Origin of the sequence: Streptomyces sp. 891-h (genome assembly GCF_022760275.1) — a bacterium.
Taxonomy (GTDB): domain Bacteria; phylum Actinomycetota; class Actinomycetes; order Streptomycetales; family Streptomycetaceae; genus Streptomyces; species Streptomyces spirodelae.
The window spans coordinates 5,738,464-5,760,908 of sequence record NZ_CP050693.1; the positions used below are offsets into that span (position 1 = coordinate 5,738,464).

24 protein-coding genes are annotated in these 22,445 nt (G+C 72.1%); 14 read left to right on the forward strand and 10 right to left on the reverse strand.

All coding sequences use genetic code 11. The annotated features are described in order from the left end of the window. Positions 1-11: 11 nt before the first annotated feature. Genes HC362_RS25160 through HC362_RS25175 form a run of 4 tightly spaced genes read right to left on the reverse strand, consistent with a single transcriptional unit; the run spans position 12 to position 4,228 of the window. On the reverse strand, positions 12-767 hold the full coding sequence (locus tag HC362_RS25160) for a class I SAM-dependent methyltransferase (RefSeq protein ID WP_243086420.1): 756 nt from the start codon (positions 765-767) through the stop codon (positions 12-14). A gap of 16 nt (positions 768-783) precedes the next feature. After that, positions 784-1,524 (reverse strand): succinate dehydrogenase/fumarate reductase iron-sulfur subunit, encoded by a 741-nt coding sequence (locus tag HC362_RS25165; RefSeq protein WP_243086421.1) that lies wholly within the window; start codon positions 1,522-1,524, stop codon positions 784-786. After that, positions 1,521-3,479 carry a fumarate reductase/succinate dehydrogenase flavoprotein subunit gene (locus HC362_RS25170; protein WP_243086422.1) on the reverse strand — a complete coding sequence of 653 codons (1,959 nt, stop codon included), beginning with the start codon at positions 3,477-3,479 and terminating at the stop codon, positions 1,521-1,523. The genes HC362_RS25165 and HC362_RS25170 overlap by 4 nt, the downstream gene beginning before the upstream one ends. Next, a complete protein-coding gene (locus tag HC362_RS25175) occupies positions 3,476-4,228 on the reverse strand; it encodes a succinate dehydrogenase cytochrome b subunit (protein WP_243086423.1) in 753 nt (250 codons plus the stop codon). The genes HC362_RS25170 and HC362_RS25175 overlap by 4 nt, the downstream gene beginning before the upstream one ends. Positions 4,229-4,325: 97 nt before the next feature. Here HC362_RS25175 and HC362_RS25180 point away from each other — a divergent pair, with 97 nt between their 5' ends. Further along, complete coding sequence (locus tag HC362_RS25180; protein WP_243086424.1) at positions 4,326-5,231, forward strand: LysR substrate-binding domain-containing protein; 906 nt, start codon at positions 4,326-4,328, stop codon at positions 5,229-5,231. A 73-nt stretch (positions 5,232-5,304) separates the two neighbouring features. Here the strand turns inward: HC362_RS25180 and HC362_RS25185 are convergent, their stop codons facing one another. The 5 genes from HC362_RS25185 to HC362_RS25205 all read right to left on the reverse strand — a co-directional run bounded on the left by HC362_RS25185 (position 5,305) and on the right by HC362_RS25205 (position 8,518). Beyond that, positions 5,305-6,531 (reverse strand): serine hydrolase domain-containing protein, encoded by a 1,227-nt coding sequence (locus HC362_RS25185; protein WP_243086425.1) that lies wholly within the window; start codon positions 6,529-6,531, stop codon positions 5,305-5,307. Between the two features lie 118 nt (positions 6,532-6,649). After that, a complete protein-coding gene (locus tag HC362_RS25190; RefSeq protein WP_243086426.1) occupies positions 6,650-7,018 on the reverse strand; it encodes a multidrug efflux SMR transporter in 369 nt (122 codons plus the stop codon). Positions 7,019-7,070: 52 nt separating this feature from the next. Then, positions 7,071-7,391: a multidrug efflux SMR transporter gene (locus HC362_RS25195; RefSeq protein ID WP_243086427.1), complete on the reverse strand. Its 321-nt coding sequence runs from the start codon at positions 7,389-7,391 to the stop codon at positions 7,071-7,073. A 12-nt stretch (positions 7,392-7,403) separates the two neighbouring features. Continuing rightward, the gene (locus tag HC362_RS25200) at positions 7,404-7,919 is read right to left on the reverse strand and encodes a nucleoside deaminase (protein WP_243086428.1); all 516 of its coding nucleotides are present in this window, start codon (positions 7,917-7,919) and stop codon (positions 7,404-7,406) included. Further along, the gene (locus HC362_RS25205; RefSeq protein WP_243086429.1) at positions 7,916-8,518 is read right to left on the reverse strand and encodes a DsbA family protein; all 603 of its coding nucleotides are present in this window, start codon (positions 8,516-8,518) and stop codon (positions 7,916-7,918) included. The genes HC362_RS25200 and HC362_RS25205 overlap by 4 nt, the downstream gene beginning before the upstream one ends. Before the next feature lie 114 nt (positions 8,519-8,632). Here HC362_RS25205 and HC362_RS25210 point away from each other — a divergent pair, with 114 nt between their 5' ends. Next, on the forward strand, positions 8,633-8,995 hold the full coding sequence (locus tag HC362_RS25210; protein WP_243086430.1) for a MerR family transcriptional regulator: 363 nt from the start codon (positions 8,633-8,635) through the stop codon (positions 8,993-8,995). A 104-nt stretch (positions 8,996-9,099) separates the two neighbouring features. On the opposite strand, the gene HC362_RS25215 is transcribed toward HC362_RS25210, so the two are convergent. Beyond that, on the reverse strand, positions 9,100-9,732 hold the full coding sequence (locus HC362_RS25215) for a TIGR03085 family metal-binding protein (protein ID WP_243086431.1): 633 nt from the start codon (positions 9,730-9,732) through the stop codon (positions 9,100-9,102). A gap of 89 nt (positions 9,733-9,821) precedes the next feature. On the opposite strand from HC362_RS25215, the gene hisI reads away from it, so the two are divergent. From hisI to HC362_RS25275, 12 genes are all read left to right on the forward strand, one after another. Further along, complete coding sequence (gene hisI / locus HC362_RS25220) at positions 9,822-10,181, forward strand: phosphoribosyl-AMP cyclohydrolase (protein WP_243086432.1); 360 nt, start codon at positions 9,822-9,824, stop codon at positions 10,179-10,181. Positions 10,182-10,192: 11 nt separating this feature from the next. Continuing rightward, complete coding sequence (locus tag HC362_RS25225; protein ID WP_243086433.1) at positions 10,193-11,713, forward strand: anthranilate synthase component I; 1,521 nt, start codon at positions 10,193-10,195, stop codon at positions 11,711-11,713. Next, the gene (locus tag HC362_RS25230) at positions 11,710-12,348 is read left to right on the forward strand and encodes a TIGR02234 family membrane protein (protein ID WP_243086434.1); all 639 of its coding nucleotides are present in this window, start codon (positions 11,710-11,712) and stop codon (positions 12,346-12,348) included. Before HC362_RS25225 ends, HC362_RS25230 begins: the two co-directional genes overlap by 4 nt. A gap of 219 nt (positions 12,349-12,567) precedes the next feature. Continuing rightward, entirely contained in the window at positions 12,568-12,843 is a 276-nt protein-coding gene (locus HC362_RS25235) for an HGxxPAAW family protein (protein WP_243086435.1), read from the forward strand. A gap of 47 nt (positions 12,844-12,890) precedes the next feature. After that, a complete protein-coding gene (locus tag HC362_RS25240; protein ID WP_243088812.1) occupies positions 12,891-13,286 on the forward strand; it encodes a DUF2752 domain-containing protein in 396 nt (131 codons plus the stop codon). Positions 13,287-13,421: 135 nt separating this feature from the next. Then, a complete protein-coding gene (gene trpC / locus HC362_RS25245) occupies positions 13,422-14,243 on the forward strand; it encodes an indole-3-glycerol phosphate synthase TrpC (RefSeq protein ID WP_243086436.1) in 822 nt (273 codons plus the stop codon). 304 nt (positions 14,244-14,547) lie between these two features. Then, on the forward strand, positions 14,548-15,825 hold the full coding sequence (gene trpB / locus HC362_RS25250) for a tryptophan synthase subunit beta (RefSeq protein ID WP_243086437.1): 1,278 nt from the start codon (positions 14,548-14,550) through the stop codon (positions 15,823-15,825). Further along, positions 15,822-16,640, forward strand: a complete 819-nt coding sequence (gene trpA / locus HC362_RS25255; protein ID WP_243086438.1) for a tryptophan synthase subunit alpha — start codon at positions 15,822-15,824, stop codon at positions 16,638-16,640. The genes trpB and trpA overlap by 4 nt, the downstream gene beginning before the upstream one ends. Before the next feature lie 117 nt (positions 16,641-16,757). Next, on the forward strand, positions 16,758-17,498 hold the full coding sequence (locus HC362_RS25260) for a thioredoxin domain-containing protein (RefSeq protein ID WP_243086439.1): 741 nt from the start codon (positions 16,758-16,760) through the stop codon (positions 17,496-17,498). 160 nt (positions 17,499-17,658) lie between these two features. Further along, positions 17,659-18,606, forward strand: a complete 948-nt coding sequence (lgt, locus tag HC362_RS25265) for a prolipoprotein diacylglyceryl transferase (RefSeq protein ID WP_243086440.1) — start codon at positions 17,659-17,661, stop codon at positions 18,604-18,606. A 66-nt stretch (positions 18,607-18,672) separates the two neighbouring features. Further along, a complete protein-coding gene (locus HC362_RS25270; RefSeq protein WP_243086441.1) occupies positions 18,673-21,795 on the forward strand; it encodes a Na+/H+ antiporter subunit A in 3,123 nt (1,040 codons plus the stop codon). Continuing rightward, a complete protein-coding gene (locus tag HC362_RS25275) occupies positions 21,792-22,427 on the forward strand; it encodes a Na(+)/H(+) antiporter subunit C (protein ID WP_243086442.1) in 636 nt (211 codons plus the stop codon). Before HC362_RS25270 ends, HC362_RS25275 begins: the two co-directional genes overlap by 4 nt. Positions 22,428-22,445 lie beyond the last annotated feature (18 nt).

Genomic DNA, 22,445 nt, shown 5'->3' on the forward strand with positions numbered 1-22,445 from the left:
GGCGCGCCGGGTCAGCGGTCGCGGGGCGCATCCCCGCGCGCGGTCGCGACCACCAGCCGGCAGCGCGGGGAGCCGTCGTCGCGGCGGCCCAGTTCAGGGAGCGGCCGCAAGGCCACATCGAAGCCCGCCTCTAGTAGATCGCGGTGGACTGCGGCCAGTGGCCAGGTGCGGTAGTACATCACGAAGCGGGGCCGCCAGAGAGCGTTCCGTACCCGCATAGCGGCGTCGAACCCGAGCAGTGCCCAGTACGCCGCCGTGCCGGGGCGGGGCGGCGCCGTCATCGGGAACGCGAACGTGCCGCCCTCCCGCAGGGCCGAGCGCACCTGCGAGAACAGCTGCGGGCGTTCGGCGGGGAGGAAGTGGCCGAACGCACCGAAGCTGACCACCAGGTCGAAGGTTCCGGGCCGGAACGGCAGCGCGTGCGCGTCGCCCCGCACCCAGTGCGGGGCGGGCGGCGGGGTGGTGGCGTATGTGTATCTGGCTTCCGCCAGCATGCCGCTGCTGAAGTCCACACCCACCGTGCGGCCCGTGCACACCTCGCGGAGTACCTGGGTGCCCGCGCCCGTACCGCAGCACAGGTCGAGGCCGTCGGCGTACGAGCCGTGCTGCCTCAGGGCGCGGGTGGTCGCGGCCAGGATGTCGTCGTGGGTGCGGTAGGAGGTGTGGTCGAACTTCGGGGCCAGCAGGTCGTAGCCACGCTGTACGGACGAGAGCGCTTGGCGCGCCAGCTCGGGGAGGGTGGGCCGCTGGGTGGTCACCCGCCCCACTGTAGGCGGGCAGAGGTCACCGTTTGGCCGCGGCCCGTACGTACTCGCGGTTCATCGCGGCGATGGACGGCATCGGGATGCCCTTGGGGCAGGCCGTGGCGCACTCGCCGGTCAGGGTGCAGCCGCCGAAGCCCTCGGCGTCCATCTGCTCCACCATCCCCAGCACCCTGCTCTCCCGCTCGGGGGCGCCCTGCGGCAGCACGTTGAGGTGGTTCACCTTGGCCGAGGTGAACAGCATGGCCGAGCCGTTCGGGCAGGCGGCGACGCAGGCTCCGCAGCCGATGCACTCGGCGTGCGTGAAGGCGGCGTCGGCGGCCGGCTTGGGCACCGGCGTGGCATGGGCCTCGGGCGCGGAACCGGTCGGCGCCGTGATGTAGCCTCCCGCGCCGATCACCCGGTCGAACGCGGACCGGTCCACGACCAGATCCCGTACGACGGGGAAGGCCGCTGCCCGCCAGGGCTCGATGTCGATGGTGTCGCCGTCGGCGAAGTGCCGCATGTGCAGCTGGCAGGTGGTGGTGCGCTCGGGCCCGTGCGCCTGGCCGTTGATGACCATTCCGCAGGCGCCGCAGATGCCTTCGCGGCAGTCGTGGTCGAAGGCGACCGGCTCCTCGCCGCGCTCGATCAGCGTCTCGTTGAGGGTGTCGAGCATCTCCAGGAACGACATGTCGGGGGAGATGCCGGACACCTGGTAGGTGCGCATCTCGCCGTCCGCCGAGGCGTCCTGCTGGCGCCAGATCCTAAGGGTCAGGTTCACGTGTAGCTCCGCTGGGTGGGGTGGACGTACTCGAAGTCGAGGGCCTCCTTGTGCAGCACGGGGGCCTGGCCGACGCCGGTGAACTCCCAGGCGGCGGCGTAGCAGAACTCCTCGTCCTTGCGGGCCGCCTCGCCGTCCGCCGTACGGGACTCCTCGCGGAAGTGGCCGCCGCAGGACTCGGTGCGGTGCAGCGCGTCCAGGCACATCAGCTCGGCCAGCTCCAGGTGGTCGGCGACCCGGTTGGCCTTCTCCAGCGACTGGTTGAGCGCTTCGCCGGTCCCCGGCACCCTGATCCGCTGCCAGAACTCGGCCCGCAGTTCGGGGATCCGCTCCAGCGCCTTGCGCAGCCCTTCCTCCGTACGGGACATCCCGCACTCGTCCCACATCAGCTCGCCCAGTTCGCGGTGGAAGGAGTCGGGGGAGCGGTCGCCGTTGTTGGACAGCAGGGCGTAGAGCCGGTCGGTGACGGCGAACACCGCCTCGTGGACGGCCGGATGGTCGGGATCGACGTCTTCGTGTGGGTGACGTGCCAGATAGTCGCCCAGTGTCGCGGGCAGTACGAAGTAGCCGTCCGCCAAGCCCTGCATCAGCGCGGAGGCGCCGAGCCGGTTGGCGCCGTGGTCGGAGAAGTTGGCCTCCCCGATGGCGAAGAGGCCGGGGACCGTGGTCATCAGGTCGTAGTCGACCCACAGCCCGCCCATCGTGTAGTGGATGGCGGGATAGATCCGCATGGGGCGGGTGTACGGGTCCTCGGCGGTGATCCGCGCGTACATCTCGAAGAGGTTGCCGTACTTCTCCTCGACGGCCGCTCGGCCCATCCGCGCGATGGCGTCGGCGAAGTCCAGATAGACCCCCTGACCGCCGGGGCCCACGCCGCGTCCCTCGTCGCAGACGTTCTTCGCGGCGCGCGAGGCGATGTCGCGGGGGACGAGGTTGCCGAAGGAGGGGTAGAGCCGCTCCAGGTAGTAGTCGCGCTCGTCCTCGGGGATGTCCTGCGGCGGCCGGTCGTCGCCGGCCGCCCTGGGCACCCAGATGCGGCCGTCGTTGCGCAGCGACTCGCTCATCAGCGTCAGCTTGGACTGGTGGTCGCCGGAGCGCGGAATGCAGGTGGGGTGGATCTGGGTGAAGCAGGGGTTGGCGAAGTAGGCGCCCCTGCGGTGCGCGCGCCAAACGGCCGTCGCGTTGGAGTTCTTGGCGTTGGTGGACAGATAGAAGACGTTGCCGTAACCGCCGGTGGCCAGCACCACCGCGTCGGCGAAGTAGGTGTCGATACGGCCGGTCAGCAGATCGCGCGCCACGATGCCGCGGGCCCGCCCGTCGATGACGATCAGATCCAGCATCTCCGTACGCGGGTGCATTTCCACGTTCCCGGCGGCGATCTGCCGCGAGAGCGCCTGGTAGGCGCCGAGCAGCAACTGCTGCCCTGTCTGGCCGCGCGCGTAGAAGGTGCGGGAGACCTGCACGCCGCCGAAGGAGCGGGTGTCCAGCAGCCCGCCGTACTCGCGGGCGAACGGCACGCCCTGTGCCACGCACTGGTCGATGATCTCGGTGGAGATCTCCGCCAGCCGGTGCACATTGGACTCGCGGGAGCGGAAGTCGCCGCCCTTGACGGTGTCGTAGAAGAGGCGCTGCACCGAGTCGCCGTCGTTGCGGTAGTTCTTCGCCGCGTTGATACCGCCCTGTGCGGCGACCGAGTGCGCCCGGCGCGGGGAGTCCTGGTAGCAGAACTGGACGACGTGGTACCCGGCCTCCGCCAGGGTGGCCCCGGCCGAGCCGCCCGCCAGCCCTGTGCCGACGACGATCACGGTGTACTTGCGGCGGTTGGCCGGGTTGACCAGCCTCGCCTCGAAGCGGCGCCGGTTCCAGCGCTTCTCGATGGGACCCTCCGGCGCCTTGGTGTCGGCGATCGCCTCGCCGGTCCGGTAGTCCTGGTAGTCCTCGTAAGGGGTGCTCATTTCACCACTCCCGTCATGACGCCGATCGGTACGGAGAGGAAGCCGGCGGTGATCACCAGCGCGAGGAGAGTGGCGCCGGCCTTGAGCAGCCGTGCGGCGCCCGGCCGGGTCACCCCGAGGGTCTGCGCCGCGCTCCAGAAGCCGTGCCGGATGTGGAGCCCGACGGCGAGCATGGCGACGATGTAGATGACGTTCGCGTACCAGTTCTGGAAGCCGGCGACGATGTTCTCGTACGGGTGGCCCTCCTGGCCGCGCGGATTCACCGTGCCGGTCGTCAGGTCGAGGACGTGCCAGACGATGAACAGCGCCAGGATGATCCCGCCCCAGCGCATGGTGCGGGTGGCGTAGCTCGCCTGCCGCCGCTGGTGGTGGTACTTGACCGGGCGGGCCGCGATGTCCCGCCTGCTGAGCTGGTACGCGCTGACGCCGTGCAGTACGACGGCCGCGAGCAGCACCACGCGCGCGATCCACAGGAACCAGCCGTGCCGCAGCAGCGGCTCACCGAGGGTGCGCAGCCAGTGCGCGTAGCCGTTCATCTCCTCGGGGCCGAAGAAGACCTTCAGGTTCGCGAACATGTGCACGAGCAGATAGGCCAGCATCAGCAGCCCGGTGACCGCCATGACCGTCTTCTTGCCGATCGTGGAGCCCCACAGGGTGCGCAGAAAGCCGCCCCGCGGGCTTCGTGCCGGGCCGCCCGGCGGGCGGGTGCCGGACTGCTGTGCGGTGGGAGTGCGCGTAACCGTCGCCATGGCCATGAAAGGTAGGTACGGAGCCCGGCATCAGTCCAAGACATAGTACGGCTGCGAACGATAGCCATTGCCTATCGCGGATCCGTATGCTTGCCGTATGCAGCTCCAGCAGCTCCGCTACTTCGCCGCGGTCGCCGACACCCGCCACTTCACCCGGGCAGCGCAGCGCGAGCACGTCGCACAGCCCTCCCTCTCCCAGCAGATCCGCTCCCTGGAGCGGGAACTGGGAGCCGAGCTGTTCCACCGCGCACGCGGCCACATCTCGCTCACCGACGCAGGTGAGGCCCTGCTGCCGCTGGCCCGCCGGATCCTGGCCGACACCGAGACGGCACGCCGCGAGGTGCAGGAGGTGGCACAGCTGCGGCGCGGGCGGGTACGGCTGGGAGCCACCCCGAGCCTGTGCGCCAGCCTCGTCCCGGACGTCCTGCGCGCCTTCCACGAGCGGTACCCGGGAGTGGAACTCGTCGTGCACGAGGACGGCTCCCAGGACCTGGTGCGGGTACTGGCGGCGGGCGAGCTCGACCTGGCCCTGATCATCACCCCGCTCGCGGCGCAGGGCCCGGTGCTGGCCACGGCCGAGCTGCTCAGTGAAGAACTGGTCGTCGTCTCGTCCCCGGACGCGCCGGCGCCGGTGCGCCGCTCCCGCCTCACGGTCGAGGACCTGCGCGACCGCCCGCTGGCGATGTTCCGGCGCGGCTACGACCTGCGGGAGCTGACCGTGGCCGCGTGCCGCGAAGCGGGCTTCGAGCCCGTCTTCGGCGTGGAGGGCGGCGAGATGGACGCCGTCCTCGGCTTCGTCCGCGCGGGTCTCGGGGTGGCCGTCGTCCCCCGGATGGTCGCGGACCGCTCCGGCCTGCGGGTCACCCGCTTCGCGGCGCCGGGCCTGCACCGCACCATTTCGGTGGCCCACCGCGCCGACGTCTCCCCGCCGCGTGCGGCGCGGGAACTCCAACTCATCCTCGCGGAGCGGCTGCGCCCCGAGGGGGCGCGCGGCGGTGTCTGATGTGCGGCTCTGCTGCGTGGGCGCGACCAGCCACTACGACGGACAGTCCACGGACGGCACTCAGGGGCGCCGCTCAGCGGTTTGCCGTCGCCGCCTCGGCGATCCGTTGGCTCATCGGCGACGGGTCGGCTCCCAGCTGTACGGGGGTGAACGCCCAGACGAGGCGGCGCTGTTGGTCGCGGGTGGCGAACATGCCGGAGGCGTAGCCGTACTGCTCGCCGGTCTTGCCCCACAGGGTGACGCCGTTGACCGTGACCGTCTGAAGCCCGGTGCTGTACCGCGCGGGGCTGCCGTCCAGCATCCGTACGTGCTTGGGCGGCAGCGTGAACATCCTCCGCAGCTGCCGTTGGGGCAGCAGTGAGCCGGAGAAGAGGGCAGAAAGGAAGCGGTGCATGTCGCCGGTGCTGGTGACGATCTCGCCGTCCGCGTGCGCGACGGACATGTCGAACTCGGTGACGTCCGCGAGCGTGCCGTTACTCAGCTCCAGGCAGCCGTGCATGTGCGGGCCGCGGATGCGGCGGGGGCTGCCTTCGGCCGACGGGACCGAGGTGTGTCCCAGCCGCAGCGGCCGCAGGATGCGCTCGCGTATCTCGATGCCGTACGGCCGCCCCGTCACCTGCTCGATGACCAGCGCCGCCAGTACGTAGTTGATGCCGCGGTACTCCTGCCTGGTGCCCGGACGGAACTTCAGCTCGCCGCCGGTGACAGTCGCCACGAGCTCCTGCGGGGTCCACCGGTCGAACCGGTGCCGCAGTACCGCCTCCGGAGTGCTCATCTCCGGCAGTCCGACGTGGTCGGGCAGCCCACTGGTGTGGTCGAGGAGCTGCGCCACGGTGATCGCGCCGAAGCGCTCCGGGAGGAGGGCTGGGAGGTAGTGCCGTACGGGGGACTCCAGGCGCAGCCGCCCCTCGTCGGCGAGTTGGAGGGCTGCCGTGGCCACGAACGCCTTGGTGACGCTGCCCGCGCGGATCTTGTCGTTGAGCCCGACGGGCCGCCCCGTCGCCGGGTCCGCCACCCCCGAGGTGCCGTACCAGCGGCCGGCCGAGCCGCTGACCCTGAGCTGGGCGCCGGACGAGCGGGGGTGGTCCAGATCGTCGATGGCGGCGCGCAGCGCTCCGGCGTCGGGCGGGCGCAGCGTGGGGCGACCGGTCTCACCCTTGCTGTCGGCGACGGCCACCGGCACCGGGGTACCGAGGGTGGCGACCGCCGTGCCGGAGGCCACCCCTGCGAGGAGGGCCCGGCGGGAGGGGCGGCGTCGGGAGGCGGAGGTCCGGATGCGGGGGAGCGGCGAAGGAGTCATGCTTCCACCTTCGCGGCCGGGCGCCCCGCCTCCATCCGGGAACACCCTGACCCGTCCCTGTACCCGTCACCGGGCACCCTGCGGGGTGGACTCGGGGGCGCCCACGGGGCCCAGGAGTTCACTTGGATGGTTCGCCGGTGCTGGGGCGGTCCGCGAGCTTGAGCCAGACGACGCCGGCGATGATGACGGCGAGCCATCCGGCCTTGGCCGGGGTGAGGGTTTCATCGAAGAACGCGGGGCCCAGCAGCGCGGCTCCGGCGGCGCCGATGCCCGCCCAGACGGCGTAGCCGATGCCGACCTCGATGCTGCGCAGAGCGAGGCTGAGGGCCCAGAGCGTGAGCAGGAAGAACACGACGGCCACGATCGACCACGACCAGACGGTGAAACCGTGACTGCCTCCGACGGAGAGGGCATATCCGACCTCGAAGACTCCGGCGAGGAGCAGTGTGAGCCAAGCGGTACGGGAGAAGCGCGGCTGTGCAGACATGAGGCTTTCTTTCTGCGGGTGCGTGGGTATGGGAGGTGTACCGGGGGAGGAGTCAGGCGGTGCCGGTGAGCTGGAGACCGACGACTCCGCCGATGACGAGAACGATGCCGATGGCCTTGCGCCAGGTGAGGCGCTCCCCGAAGAGCAGCGCGCCGAGCACAGCGATGCCGACCCCGGCGAGCGAGGTCCACAGCGCATAGCCGACCCCGACGTCGAAGGTGAGCAGCGCTCGGCTGAGGAAGTAGGTGCCCAGGCCGCCGGTGACGAGCGTCGCGGCGGTCCAGCCACGGTGGGCGAAGCCTTGGGCCTTGCCCGCGCTGATCGCGACTGCGATCTCGAAGACGGTGGCGATGGCGAGGTCGAGCCAGTGCACGAGGGAGTCCTTTCAGGAGTCCTTGGAAAGGGCGGAGGGTGCGGTGTCCGGTGAGGGGAGGCCGCGCATTCGCAGGTAGGTGGCGAACGGATCGAGGCGGCCGGGCACCGGTCGGTGCTCGGCTCCTCCCACCAGGGCTCGCTCGGCCGGGGTCAGTCGCCCGACCCGGGTGCGGTAGTCGAATCCCCAGGTGGCGGCCGTGTCTTGATCGACCGCGTAGATGACGCGCTCGATTCCGTGGTCGGCGGCGAACCGATAGCACAGGCTGCAAGGTTCGCCGGTGGCGAGCAGCGTCGCGCCGATGAGGGCGCTCGGGCCGTGGCGTGCCGCCACGGCGCGGATGGCGACTGTCTCGGCGTGTGCGGTCGGATCTCCTGTCTCCCGCACCTGGTTGAACCCGGGTGGCGAGACGAGACCGTCGGGGCCGACGACCACACCGACGAACGGGAGTCCGCCGTTCTCGACGTGGTGGCGGGAATGGGCCACGGCCTCGGTGAGGAGTTCGGTGAGAGTGTCGTCGCCGCTCATGCCGCGTCCTCGGCGGCGTCTTCGTCGAGGGCGCGTGCGATCACGCCTTCGGCGGCCACTCCCTCGATGCGTCGTCGCCCGATGACGAGGGTGGGCACGACCGTGATCCCCATCGCGGCGGACTCGTCCAGGGCCAGCCGGTGCCGCTGGGCGTAGGCGTCGTCGTCCAGCGCGTCGAGATAGCCGGCGCGGTCCAGACCGACATCGGTGGCGAGGTCGGCCAGCGCGTCCCTGTCGCCGATGTCGCGGTTCTCCCGGAAGAAGGCCGTCATCACCCGCCGGTGATAGGCGCGAGCCGCACCATGAGCGGCGGCGTACTGAGCCCCTTGGAAGGCCAGGGCGGTGTACGGCTGGGGTGAGATGCTCGGCAGCGTCATCGGCACCTGGTGGCGCCGGGCCATCGGATGGACGGCTCGGGTCCAGATGTCCGGCAGGTACGCATCCTCCGGCCGCAGGGTCGGCGTCGGGTGCGGCCGGAGCTCATGCGCGTGATGGACGACTTCGACATCGGCCCGGCCGGCGATGGTGCGCTCGATGAGCTCGTCGGCGATCAGGCAGAACGGGCACACATAGTCCGACCACACATGGATCTGCTTCATGGAGACCTCCTCATGAGGCCGCACACGGTTCGGCGCGGCCACATGAGGGTCGGACTTCACACCGGTGTCAGGTGCAAGACTGGGCGCGAAGCCAGGTCATGAGCAGGAGGCAAGGTGCGCATCGGAGAACTCGCGCAGGCCACCGGTGTCAGCGCTCGGTCCTTGCGCTACTACGAAGAGCAAGGTCTCATCCGCTCCAACCGCACAGTGGGAGGATGGCGGGACTTCGACGCGTCGATGACCGAGCGCGTCGTGCTGATCCAGCATCTGCTGGCCGCGGGCCTGTGCAGCGCCACCATCGGTGAACTGCTGCCCTGCCTGGAGGCGCCCCCTGAAGAGCGCACCGGGGTCATGGAGGCGCTCCTGGCCCAGGAGGTGCGAAGGCTCGAGGCCAAGCGACGCGACATCGACCGCGAGCCGGAGGTGCTGCAGGCGCTGAGGCGGGACGTCGATGAGCGACCGGCGGGGGAGTCGTAGCTCCCCCGCGCGGGGCAGCATTCAGGGGCGCGGGGAACTGCGCGACAAGCCACAACAAACCCGCAGCCCGCAACGCACAGCCAGGGGCACCCCCTCTCCGGCCCCTACAGGCCCAGATTCGCCTGCCTCAAGCGCCCGATGGCGTCCTTGTCGCCGTCCAGCTCGACATCCGCGTGCTCCTGCCGGCCGGAGGCGAACAGCAGCAGCTCCGAGGGCGCACCGACGGCGGTGACAACAGGGGTGCCCCGGTTGGCGACGGCCGTCTGCCCGTTGGGCCGCCGCAGCACCATGCCGACCGGCGACTTGCGCCCGTACATCCGGGCCGCCGTCTCCAGGCGGCGCCACAGCGCGTCCTCGAAGACGGGATCGAGCTGACGGGGTGACCAGTCGGGCTGCGCGCGGCGCACATCCTCGGCGTGGATGAAGAACTCGACCGTGTTGGCCGCCTCGTCCACCTGCTTGAGCGCGAAGGGGGAGATCCGCGGCGGTCCGGTGCGGATGAGCTGGATGAGTTCGTCGTACGGCTTGGCGGCGAACTCGCTCTGCACCCGCTCGAGTCGGGGCGCGAGCTGCTTGATCAGCAGTCCACCGGCCGCGTCGCCGCGGCGCTCCCGCACGACGGTGTGCGCGGCCAGGTCCCGGGTCTTCCACCCCTCGCACAGGGTGGGCGCATCCGGGCCGTGCGTCTCCAAGAGATCAGCGAGCAACAGGCGTTCACGCTTGGCATGGGTCGACATGACTGCAAGCGTACGGCGGGAGGCAGGAGCTGTGGGTGCCCGTGCGTGTGCGAGGTGTGTCGGTTCCGGCGTGGGGGACAATGGGACGCATGTCCCAGGAGATCGCTCTCGACCCTGCCGTCGCCGCCCGGCTCAAGCGCAACGCGGACGGGCTGGTGCCCGCCATCGCCCAGCAGTACGACACCAAAGAGGTGCTGATGCTGGGGTGGATGGACGACGAGGCGCTGCGCCGCACCCTCACCTCGGGGCGGGCCACCTACTGGAGCCGCAGCCGGGGCGAGTACTGGGTCAAGGGCGACACCTCGGGGCATGTGCAGTGGGTCAAGTCCGTGGCGCTCGACTGCGACGCGGACACGGTGCTGGTGCAGGTCGACCAGATCGGCGCGGCCTGTCACACGGGTAGGCGGACCTGCTTCGACGCGGACGTGCTGCTGCCGTCGGACCAGTAGGGTGAGGGCCCATGACGGCGCCTGACCTCGCAACCTTCCGGACGCTCGCCAAGGACCGGCGGGTCATCCCGGTGACCCGCCGCCTGCTGGCGGACGGCGACACCCCCATCGCCCTGTACCGCAAGCTGGCCGCGGAACGCCCGGGGACCTTCCTGCTGGAGTCGGCGGAGAACGGCCGCACCTGGTCGCGCTACTCCTTCATCGGCGTACGCAGCGACGCCGCGCTCACCGTGGGCAGCGACGGCCAGGCCCACTGGCAGGGCACTCCGCCCGTCGGCGTACCCACCGACGGCGACCCGCTCGCCGCGCTCCGCGAGACGGTGGCAGCCCTGCACACCCCCCGCGACCTGCACCAGAGCGGAGACCTGCCGCCGTTCACCGGCGGAATGGTCGGCTACCTCGGCTACGACATCGTCCAGCGTCTCGAGAAGGTCGGCCACCATCCGGACACGGTGGACGACCTCGCGCTGCCCGAGCTGACGATGCTGCTCACCTCCGACCTGGCCGTCCTGGACCACCGCGACGGCACGGTGCTCTTGATCGCCAACGCGATCAACCACAACGACCTGGACACCGGCGTGGACGAGGCGCACGCGGACGCCGTACGGCGGCTCGACGCGATGGCCGCCGACCTGGCCCAGCCGGCGCCTCTCGAGCCGGTGGCGCTGCCGCCGTCCGAACTCCCCGACTTCGAGGCCAGGTCGGGCGGTGCCACCTACCGGGGCTGGGTCGAGGACATCAAGGAGCGCATCCGCGGCGGCGAGGCGTTCCAGGTGGTGCCCTCGCAGCGGTTCGAGGCCCGCTGCGAGGCGAGCGCGCTGGACGTCTACCGGGTGCTGCGGGCCACCAACCCGAGCCCGTACATGTATCTGCTGCGCCTCGAAGGCTTCGACATCGTCGGCTCCAGCCCCGAGGCGCTGGTCAAGGTGGAGGACGGCCGCGCGATGATGCACCCCATCGCCGGCACCCGGGCGCGCGGGGCCACCCCGGGCGAGGACACCGCGCTGGCCGAGGAGCTGCTGGCCGACCCGAAGGAACGCGCCGAGCACCTGATGCTGGTCGACCTGGGCCGCAACGACCTGGGGCGGGTCTGCGAGCCCGGCAGCGTCGAGGTGGTCGACTTCATGTCCGTCGAGCGCTACAGCCACGTGATGCACATCGTCTCCACCGTGACCGGGCAACTGGCCGAGGGCCGCACGGCGTTCGACGCGCTGACGGCCTGCTTCCCGGCCGGCACCCTCTCCGGGGCACCCAAGCCGCGTGCGCTGCAGATCATCGAGGAGCTGGAGCCGACCAGGCGCGGGGTCTACGGCGGCTGTGTCGGATATCTCGACTTCGCGGGCGACTCCGACACCGCCATCGCCATCCGGACCGCGCTGCTGCGCGACGGGACCGCGTACGTCCAGGCAGGCGCCGGTGTGGTCGCCGACTCCGACCCCGAGGCCGAGGACACCGAGTGCGCCAACAAGGCAGCCGCGGTGCTCAGGGCGGTCCGGATGGCCGAGCGGCTCGGGGGTAGCGTGGAGGGGTGACTTCTACAACCCCCGCACGCGCCGGACGCGCCGGACGCGCCGCGCTGGCGGCCGCACTGCTGAGCGGCGCGGTGGGCGCGGCCCTCGCGCTGGTCTCCGCTGGGCAGACATGGAGCGAGTCGACGGCCAAGTTCGCCCAGGGCGAGGTGCCCGTCAGCGCCGAGGGCGGTGACGTCACCGGCCTGCCCAGCGCGCTGGCGCTGGTCGGTCTCGCCGCGCTCGTCGCCGTCTTCGCCGTTCGGCGCAACGGGCGCCGCGTCGTCGCGGGCCTGCTCGCCCTGTGCGGCGCCGCCGTCCTGGCCTCCGCGCTGCTGAGTGCCGACGACACCGGGGCGCTGCGCGCTGCCGCGGCCGAGACCAGTGGGTTGGCGCACAGTGGGATCGGCGCCGTCGATGTCACTGCTTGGCCGTATGTGTCGGCCGTCGGTGGCGGGCTGCTGCTGGTCGCTGGGGTGTTGGCGCTGCGGTACGGCAGTGGGTGGCCGTCGATGTCGGGCAGCGCGCGGTACGAGCGGGTGCCGTTGCGGCAACGCGCCTCGCGCGCTTCGCGCGTGCCGCGCGTTGATCCGGATCGCCCTGAGGACCTGTGGAAGGCGCTGGACCGGGGGGAGGACCCCACGCACGGCACCGCCTGAGGCGTTCGCCTTTCCGGGTAGGGGGTGCCCCTGGCTGTTGTGCGCGGGGTGCGGCTGAGTCCCTGGCTGGGCGCGCAGTTCCCCGCGCCCCTGAGGGGGCGCCGTCCTGACGGGGCGCGGCACGGTGACCCCCGCGGTCGCGGGTGACCGGCGAAGAGAGACAATAGGCGGCGAACGGGCCGGGTGGCCCCACCACATGTTGTGACTCAAGGAGCATTCATGGCGCACAGCCACGGACACACCCCGGCCGCCTGGACCGGCTCGATCATCGCCTTCGTCGGTTTCTGCGTCGCCTCCGCGTTCACGGTGATGGCGCAGCCCGCCGGTGTGATCGCGGGGCTGGTCATCATCGGAGCGGGCGCTGTGATCGGCGGCATCATGCGGGCCGCGGGGCTCGGCCAGTCGAAGTCCGCCGGTCTGACGGCCGAGCAGGCGCGGGCCCACAAGCTGGCGCACCAGCAGGCGCACCAGACCCGGACCGAGGCGCACTCCTGAGCGACCGGCAGCACGCCGCGACAGTGCGGCACCGCCTCACCCGAGCGGTGCCGCGTGTGGCCGCGCCCCTCGGCACCCTGGCCGCGGCGGGCGCGGCCTTCGCCTATGTGGCCGCCGTCGACCCCAATCAGCCCGGTCACTACCCGGCCTGCCCCTTCCTGACCGTCACCGGCCTGTACTGCCCCGGCTGCGGTGGGCTGCGCAGCGCCCACGCCCTGGCACACGGCGATCCGGTCGCCGCGCTGGGCGCGAACCTGTTCGCCGTCCTGCTCGTCACCGGTTTCGCGCTCGGCTGGCTCCACTGGGTCACCCGCCTGGCGCGGGGCCGTGCGTACTCCTTCCCGGTACGGCTGCGGGCCTGGCACTGGTGGGCCGCCGGGGCGCTGCTGGTGGTCTTCACGGTTGTCCGGAATACGCCCATCGGCACGGGGCTTGCCCCCTGACCGGACCCGTCCGGACGGCCACCAGGGCGGTGATTTGTCCGCTATATGGGACCGTATGCAACCGGATGCGGGACCTCCGCGCCGTGGCGGATACCATCGCAGTGCCCCACCCCAAGCCAGCAAGGAGGCCGCTCGGTGAGTGTGCTCGACGAGATCATCGAAGGCGTGCGTGAGGACCTCGCCGAGCGGCAGGCCCGCGTCAGCCTCGAGGAGCTCAAGGAGCGCGCGGCCCGGGCGCCCCAGGCCAAGGACGGACTGGCGGCCCTCAAGGGCGACAGCACGGCCGGTGTCAGGGTGATCTGCGAGGTCAAGCGCTCCAGCCCGTCCAAGGGCGCGCTGGCGGCCATCGCCGACCCGGCAGGGCTCGCCGCCGACTACGAGGCGGGCGGCGCCGCCGTCATCTCCGTCCTCACCGAGCGCCGCCGCTTCGGCGGTTCGCTGGCCGACCTGGAGGCCGTACGCGCCCGGGTGGACATCCCCGTGCTGCGCAAGGACTTCATCTTCTCCTCCTACCAGCTGTGGGAGGCCCGCGCCTACGGCGCCGATGTGGTGCTGCTGATCGTCGCGGCGCTGGAGCAGGAGGCGCTGGTCTCCCTGATCGAGCGCGCCGAGTCCATCGGCCTCACCCCGCTGGTCGAGGTGCACGACGAGGACGAGGCCGAGCGGGCGCTGGAGGCGGGCGCAAAGATCATCGGCATCAACGCGCGGAACCTGAAGACGCTCGAGGTGGACCGCGGCAACTTCACCCGGATCGCCCCCGAGATCCCCGACCACATCGTCAAGGTCGCCGAGTCCGGCGTCCGGGGCCCGCACGACCTGATCGCGTACGCGAACGAGGGGGCCGACGCCGTACTCGTCGGGGAGTCGCTGGTGACCGGCAAGGACCCGCAGACCGCGGTCTCCGATCTCGTCGCAGCCGGTGCCCACCCGGCGCTCCGGCACGGTGGCAGGGGCTGAAGCCCGATGACCGCCGTCGTCTCCCTGTGCTCCCTCGCGCTGGCGCGCGGGTGCCGGCCCCGTGGCTGTCGGGCGCCCGCGCGGCGGGTGCGGGGGCGGTCGGTCCGCTATCACATCGGGTGCGAACCGGGTGTGATCCGCGGTCGGCGATGGCGCTGACCTCCCCCCTGCCTTCCGCTCCGGGTTGAAGGGCTGCCCACTCCGGCTGCCCTTCCCCGCAGCGGGGTGCCTCCACGTACCGGAGGCACCCGGAGGGCCGGGGACAGAGCCGTCACGTCAGTCCGAACCAAGGAGCACTGTCGGTATGTCCGACTTCTTCATCCCCGACCCGGAGGGTCAGAGCCCCAGCGTCGCCGGTTACTTCGGCGCGTTCGGCGGCAAGTTCATCCCCGAGGCCCTGGTGGCCGCCGTCGACGAGGTGGCCGCCGAGTACGAGAAGGCGAAGGCCGACCCGGCCTTCGCAGCCGAGCTGGACGAGCTGCTGGTCAACTACACCGGCCGGCCCAGCGCCCTGACCGAGGTGAAGCGGTTCGCGAAGCACGCGGGCGGCGCCCGGGTCTTCCTCAAGCGCGAGGACCTCAACCACACCGGCTCCCACAAGATCAACAACGTGCTGGGCCAGGCCCTGCTCACCAAGCGCATGGGCAAGCCCCGCGTCATCGCGGAGACCGGCGCGGGCCAGCACGGCGTGGCAACCGCCACAGCGTGCGCCCTCTTCGGGCTCGAATGCACCATCTACATGGGCGAGATCGACACCGAGCGGCAGGCGCTGAACGTCGCCCGGATGCGGATGCTCGGCGCCGAGGTCGTGCCCGTCACCTCGGGCAGCCGCACGCTCAAGGACGCCATCAACGAGGCCTTCCGCGACTGGGTGGCCAACGTGGACCGCACCCACTACCTGTTCGGCACGGTCGCGGGGCCGCACCCCTTCCCGCAGATCGTGCGCGACTTCCACCGCGTGATCGGCGTCGAGGCACGGCGGCAGATCCTTGAGCGGACCGGGCGGCTTCCGGACGCGGTCGCCGCCTGCGTGGGCGGCGGCTCCAACGCGATCGGCCTCTTCCACGCCTTCCTGCCCGACACGGACGTGCGGCTGGTCGGCTTCGAGGCGGCCGGGCACGGTGTGGACTCCGGCGAGCACGCGGCCACGCTGACCGCCGGTGAGCCGGGCATCCTGCACGGCTCGCGCTCCTACGTCCTCCAGGACGACGAGGGCCAGATCACCGAGCCGTACTCGATCTCGGCCGGGCTCGACTACCCGGGTATCGGTCCCGAGCACGCCTTCCTCAAGGACAGCGGGCGAGGCGAGTACCGCCCGGTCACCGACGAGGCGGCGATGCGGGCGCTGCGGCTGCTCTCCGAGACGGAAGGCATCATCCCGGCCATCGAGAGCGCGCACGCCCTGGCGGGCGCCCTCGACCTGGGCAAGGAGCTGGGCGGTGAGGGCATCGTGCTGGTGAACCTCTCCGGCCGCGGCGACAAGGACATGGACACGGCCGCGCGCTACTTCGGCCTGCTGGACGGGACGGACGGGACGGACGGGACCGGCGGTACGGACGAGAAGCAGGGGGAGCAGGCATGAGCGGGGCAAGCGGAAACGTCGCACTGCTGGAGCAGACCCTGGCCCGGGCCAAGGCCGAGAACCGGGCCGCGCTCGTCGGCTACCTCCCGGCCGGCTTCCCCACCGTCGACGGTGGCATCGCCGCCTGCACGGCGCTGCTGGAGAGCGGCTGCGACGTGGTCGAGGTGGGGCTGCCGCACAGCGACCCGGTGATGGACGGCCCGGTCATCCAGACGGCGGACACCATCGCGCTGCAGGGCGGGGTGCGGATCGCGGACGTGCTGCGTACGGTCCGCGAGGCGCACGCGGCCACCGGCAAGCCGGTGCTGGTCATGACGTACTGGAACCCCGTCGACCGGTACGGAGCCGAGCGCTTCGCCGAGGAGCTGGCGGCGGCGGGCGGCGCGGGCTGCATCCTGCCCGACCTGCCGGTCGAGGAGTCCGAGGGCTGGCGGAAGGCCGCCGAGCAGGCCGGGCTCGGCACGGTCTTCGTCGTCGCGCCCAGCAGCCAGGACGCACGCTTGGCCCGGATCACCGCGGCGGGCAGCGGCTTCGTGTACGCCGCGTCGCTGATGGGCGTCACCGGGACGCGGGAGTCGGTGGGCAACGAGGCCAGGGACCTGGTGGCCCGGGTGCGGTCCACCACCTCGCTGCCGGTCTGTGTCGGGCTCGGCGTCTCCAACCCCGAGCAGGCGGCGGAGGTCGCCGCCTTCGCGGACGGCGTGATCGTCGGCTCGGCGTTCGTCAAGCGGCTGCTGGCCGCTGACGACCTGGAGGCGGGCCTCGCCGGCGTCCGGGAGCTCGCCGCGGCCCTCGCGGAGGGCGTACGCCGATAGCGGCTGTGGCCCCCCGGCCCGGCCGGGGGGTCATCCCTTTCGAGGGAACATCCCTTTTGAGGGAAAAAGGGCGCTGTGCGCTCATCGAGGCTGAGCCCTCTCGTTGGGTCGGTCGTGATGAGCCAGAACAGCAACGACGGCGACAAGCGCTCTGCCCGCGAGCGCCTGCGGGCCGAGCGGGAGCGGGACAAGGCCGCCGAGCGCAGGCGGCGCCAGTTCAAGGTCGGAGCAGTGGTGGTCGGCGTGCTGGCCGTGGCCACCGCCGTGGGCGCCACCGTGGCGGGGCTGGGCCGCGAGGAGGCGGGCAGCCAGTCGGCGAAGCCGGTCACGGTCGGGCAGCGCAGCGCCCCGGCGAAGCTCACCGTCTACGAGGACTTCCGCTGCCCGGCGTGCGGGCAGTTCGAGAACGCCTTCCGCTCCACGGTCAAGAGCCTCCAGCGCGCCGGCAAGCTCAAGGCCGAGTACCACCTGGTGACGCTCATCGACGGGAACATGGGCGGCCGTGGCTCCCGGGAGGCGGCCAACGCGGCACTGTGCGCCAGGGACAAGGGGAAGTTCGCCGAGTACCACGACGTGCTGTACCAGAACCAGCCCAGCGAGCAGAAGGACGCTTTCGCCGACACCGGCCGGCTGATCCGGCTGGCCGGGAAGGTGGACGGGCTGGTGGACGCCCCCTTCAAGGAGTGCGTGACCAGTGGCCGGCACGAAGCGCAGGTGAAACGCTCCGACGAGGCGTTCCGCGAGTCCGGGCACCAGGGGACGCCCACCGTTCTGCTGGACGGCAAGAACGTCTACGGCGATCAGTCGAACCCTCTGACGCCGGACCGGCTCCGCAAGCTGGTCGAGGCCAAGAGCTAGCGCGCCCCGTCAGGGGCGCGGGGAACGGCGCGAGCGGCCACAGGGCAGCCGCAGTCTGCGACGGCGGACAAGGGGCACCCCCTCCTCAGCGGCTGTTATCCAGCCGTTGTGCGGGCTGATTCACCGGCGCGCCGCCCGGCACGGTAGCGTCGGGGGGGCCATGGAGACCCTTGCCTTTATTCCCAGTCCCTCGGCCGGTGAGATTCACCTCGGGCCGCTCCCGCTGCGCGGCTACGCGCTCTGCATCATCCTCGGCGTCTTCGTCGCGGTCTGGCTCGGCGGGCGCCGGTGGGTCGCTCGGGGCGGGCAGCCGGGGACGGTCGCCGACATCGCCGTATGGGCCGTCCCCTTCGGCCTGGTCGGCGGCAGGCTGTACCACGTCATCACCGACTACCAGCTCTACTTCGGCGAGGGCCGCAACCCCGTCGACGCCTTCCGGATCTGGGACGGCGGGCTCGGCATCTGGGGCGCGATCGCGCTGGGCGCGCTCGGTGCCTGGATCGGCTGCCGCCGCCGTGGCATCGCGCTGCCCGCCTACGCGGACGCCGTGGCGCCGGGCATCGTGCTGGCGCAGGCGCTGGGCCGCTGGGGCAACTGGTTCAACCAGGAGCTGTACGGGCGGCCCACCGATCTGCCGTGGGCGCTCAAGATCGACCCGGAGCACCGGCCGGTCGACACCCCCGACGTGGCGACGTACCACCCGACGTTCCTGTACGAGTCGCTGTGGTGCGTCGCCGTCGCGCTGCTGGTGATCTGGGCGGACCGGCGGTTCAAGCTGGGGCACGGCAGGGCGTTCGCGGTCTACGTGGCCGGCTACACGGCGGGGCGCTTCTGGACCGAGTACCTGCGGGTGGACGACGCGCACCATGTGCTCGGCATGCGGCTGAACAACTGGACGGCGCTGATCGTCTTCCTCGCCGCGGTGGCCTACATCGTCGTCTCCGCGAAGAAGCGGCCGGGCCGCGAGGAGGTCGTCGAGCCGGAGCCGGGACCGGATGCCGTCGGCCCGGACGCCGCCTCCGAGGGGGAGGGTGCCTCCGCGGAGAAGGCGGAGTCGCTGGCGGAGCCGGAGTCGGGCCGAAAGACAGCCGACGGACCGGCTTCCTAGCCCCGTAAAGGGCGCGGGACAGGCGGCCTGTCCGAATTGCATGGTTATGTATGCAATTCTCGGTGAGTGCTGTGGTTGATCGTCGTCCACTTCGCGGCCGCGTGCTGTGCCGGGCCCCTGGTGCGGTGGCTCGGGCCGCGCGCGTTCCTGCCGCTCGCGCTGGCCCCCGCCGGCGCGACGGCATGGGCGGCGGCACACTACGCCCACATCGCGGACGGCGGCACGCTCAGTGAGCACACCAGCTGGATCCCGGCGCTCGGCGTCGGGATCGCGCTGCGGTGTGACGCGCTCGCGCTGCTGATGGTGCTGATCGCCGGGGGCATCGGCGCCCTGGTGATGATCTACTGCGCGGCTTACTTCGACCGCGGCACCCCACAGCTCGGAAGCTTCGCCGGATCGCTGACCGCGTTCGCCGGGGCGATGCTCGGCCTGGTACTCGCCGACGACCTGATCGTGCTGTACGTGTTGTGGGAGCTGACCTCCGTCTTCTCCTTCCTGCTCATCGGGCACAGCTCGGCGCACCGGACCAACCGCCGGGCCGCGCTCCAGGCGCTGCTGGTCACCACGCTCGGCGGACTGGTGATGTTCGTCGGCTTCCTGATGCTGGGGCAGGCCGCGGGCACCTACCGCCTCTCCCGGCTGCTCGCCGACCCGCCGGGCGGGGGAGCGCTGGTGGCGGGCGCGCTGGTGCTGATTCTGGTGGGCGCGCTGTCCAAGTCCGCCATCTGGCCGTTCAGCTTCTGGCTGCCCGGAGCCATGGCCGCCGCCACGCCGGTCTCCGCCTATCTGCACGCCGCGGCCATGGTCAAGGCCGGGGTCTATCTGATCGCGCGGCTCGCACCCGGCTTCGCCGACGTGGTGCCCTGGCGGGCGCTGGTGCTCGTACTGGGCAGCGTCACCATGCTGCTGGGCGGCTGGCGTGCGCTGCGCGAGACGGACCTGAAGCGGCTGCTGGCCTTCGGGACGGTCAGCCAGCTCGGCTTCCTCACCGTGCTGGTCGGCGACGGCACCCGGGACGCCGCGCTGGCCGGGGTCGATGTGATCCTGGCGCACGCGCTGTTCAAGGCGCCGCTCTTCCTGGTCGTCGGCGCCATCGACCACCTCACCGGCACCCGGGATCTCGACCGGCTCTCCGGCGTCGGCCGGTCGCTGCCGGGGCTGTGCGCCGTCGCCGTACTCGCCGGGCTGTCGATGGCGGGGCTGCCGCCGCTGCTCGGGTTCGTCGGCAAGGAGGCGGCCGTCTCCGCGCTGCCGCAGGTCGGCACGGCCGAGACCTGGGCGCTGGCGGCCGTCGTCGCCGGGTCGGCCCTCACCACCGCCTACACGCTGCGCTTCCTGTGGGGCGCCTTCGCCCGCAAGGAGTGCGGAGCGCCCCCGCTGGAGCCGGTGACCGTGCCCCCAGGCACCCGCACCGGAGGGCTGCTCCTGTGGCCGCCCCTGGTGTGCGTCCTGGCCGGGCTCGCGCTGGGACCCGGCGTGCGGTGGCTCGACCCGCTGCTGAGCCGGTACGCCGACCTCTTCCCCGCCGAGGGCGCCCCCTACCACCTCGCGCTGTGGCACGGCTGGGGCGCAGCCCTGGGCCTCTCGGCCCTCTCCTGGGTGCTGGGCGCCGCCGTCTTCCTCGCCGGGCGGCCGCTGGCGGTGCTCGGCGACCGGCTCGCACGCCTCGACGGCGACCAGGTGTTCGCCCGGGCGCTGTGGGCGCTGGAGCGGATCTCGCTCCAGATCACCGGCCTCGTCCAGCGCGGCTCGCTGCCCGTGTACCTGGGCACGGCCCTCGTCGTGCTGTTCGGCTTCCAGACCGCGCAGCTGGTGGCCGGACAGCCGTGGCCCGATCTCGCCCCGGCGCGCTGGTACGACTCGGTACCGCAGCTCGTCGTCGCCGCCGGGGTCGCGGGCGTGTCGGTGCTGTGCGTGGCGGCACGGCAGCGGCTGACCGCGGCCGTACTCGCCGGCATCACCGGATACGGCGCCGGGCTCCTGTACGTCCTGCACGGCGCGCCCGACCTGGCGCTGACGCAGTTCGCCGTCGAGACCGTCTCGCTGACCGTCTTCGTCCTGGTGCTGCGCAGGATGCCCGCGCGCTTCCCGGACGGCAGCCGGATGTGGCGGACCCGGCGTGGTACGCAGCTCGTCTTCTCCGTCGCCGCCGGAGGGCTGATCGCCGGGCTCGTCCACCTCGCGCTGGCGGCCCGTACCGGCCCGCCCTCCGGCCCCGAACTGCTCGACGCGACGGCGCACGAGGGTGTCCGCAACGTGGTGGCCACCACTCTGGTGGACCTGCGCGCCTGGGACACCATGGGCGAGTCGGCCGTACTCGCCGTCGCCGCCATCGGCGTCACCAGCCTCGTCTATCTGCGGCGCCGCGTCCGGGAGCCCGTCGCACACCCCCTGCCAGGAGCCGAGGAACCCGGCGCAGGGCAGCCGGGCGGGCCGCCGGTCGCCGGTCCCGGAGCACCGCCAGGGGCCGGGGCGCCCGGCTCGGCGAGCGTCGCACCGGACCGCTCCGCGGGCGCCGGGCCGGCCGGTGCCGGGCCGCCGGACACCGGTTCGCACCGCGCACCGGGCGGGCGCCTGGACGCCTGGAAGCAGCCCGTACGGCCCGGTGCGCGCGCACCGCACGGCGGCTCGCCCGTCGCCCCCCGCCGCACCTGGCTGACCGCCAGCTCCTCGCTCGCCCCCGAGGGCCGCTCGGTGATGTTCGAGGTGATGGCCCGGCTGGTCTTCCACCCCATCCTGGTGCTCTCCCTCTACCTCCTCTTCTCCGCCGAGAACCAGCCCGGTGGCGGCTTCACAGCGGGGCTGGTCGCCGGGCTCGCGCTGGCGGTGCGCTATCTGGCGGGCGGGCGCCTGGAGTTGGCGGCGGCGGCGCCCGTGGACCCCGGCTTCCTGCTCGGCCTGGGCCTGCTGACCCTCACCGGTACCGGTCTTGCCGGTCTGTGGCTGGGCGGCAGCGTGCTGGCCTCCGGGAAGGTGACCGGCGAGATGTGGCTGGTCGGCCCGTGGCACGCGGCCAGCCCCGTGCTCTTCGACACCGGTGTCTATCTGCTCGTCCTCGGCGTCGTCCTCGATGTGCTGCGCAGCCTCGGCTCGGAGATCGACCGCCGTCTGGAGCGCGAGCGCGCCCGCGGCGTGGACGCCTCCGGCAGCACGGGCGGCGGGGGCGGTACGGCTCAGGGGCGGCCATGACGACGGGAACGGTCGCGCTGGTGGGCTGCGGTGGCGTGCTGTTCGCCTGCGGTACGGCGCTGCTGCTGGCCCGGCCGCTGACCCGCATCCTGCTGGGCGCCGTCCTCATCGGCAACGGCGTCAACATCCTGGTGCTCGCCACCTCGGGGCCCGACGGCAATGCCGCGCTGCTCTACCCCGGCACGGAGCGGAAGACGATCGCCGACCCGCTGCCACAGGCGTTCATCCTCACCGCCATCGTCATCACCCTGGCGCTGACCGCCTTCCTGGCGACCATGGCCTACCGCGCCTGGCAGCACTCCGGCAACGACGACGTGCCCGACGACACCGAGGACATCCGCGTCGTACGCCGCGCCACCTACGCCGAGGAGCGCGAACGGCTGCGCGCCGCCTACCGCAAGCAGCGCCATGCCTACCGAGCCCTGGCACACGACGAGGAGGAGCGCGAAGCACGGGAGCACGCCGCCTACGAGCGGCTGGGAACGGCGCGCGACCGGTACCGCGAGCTGCGTCGGCGCGCCCGCGCCGACGCGCGCGCCTTCCGCGCCCGGCAGGCGCGGGCCGAGGAGACGGCGGAGGAGATCGTGGGGGAGGACGACCCGTGGCAGACCATCCTGGGCGCCGACCGATGAGAGCGGGCGCGCTTCGGC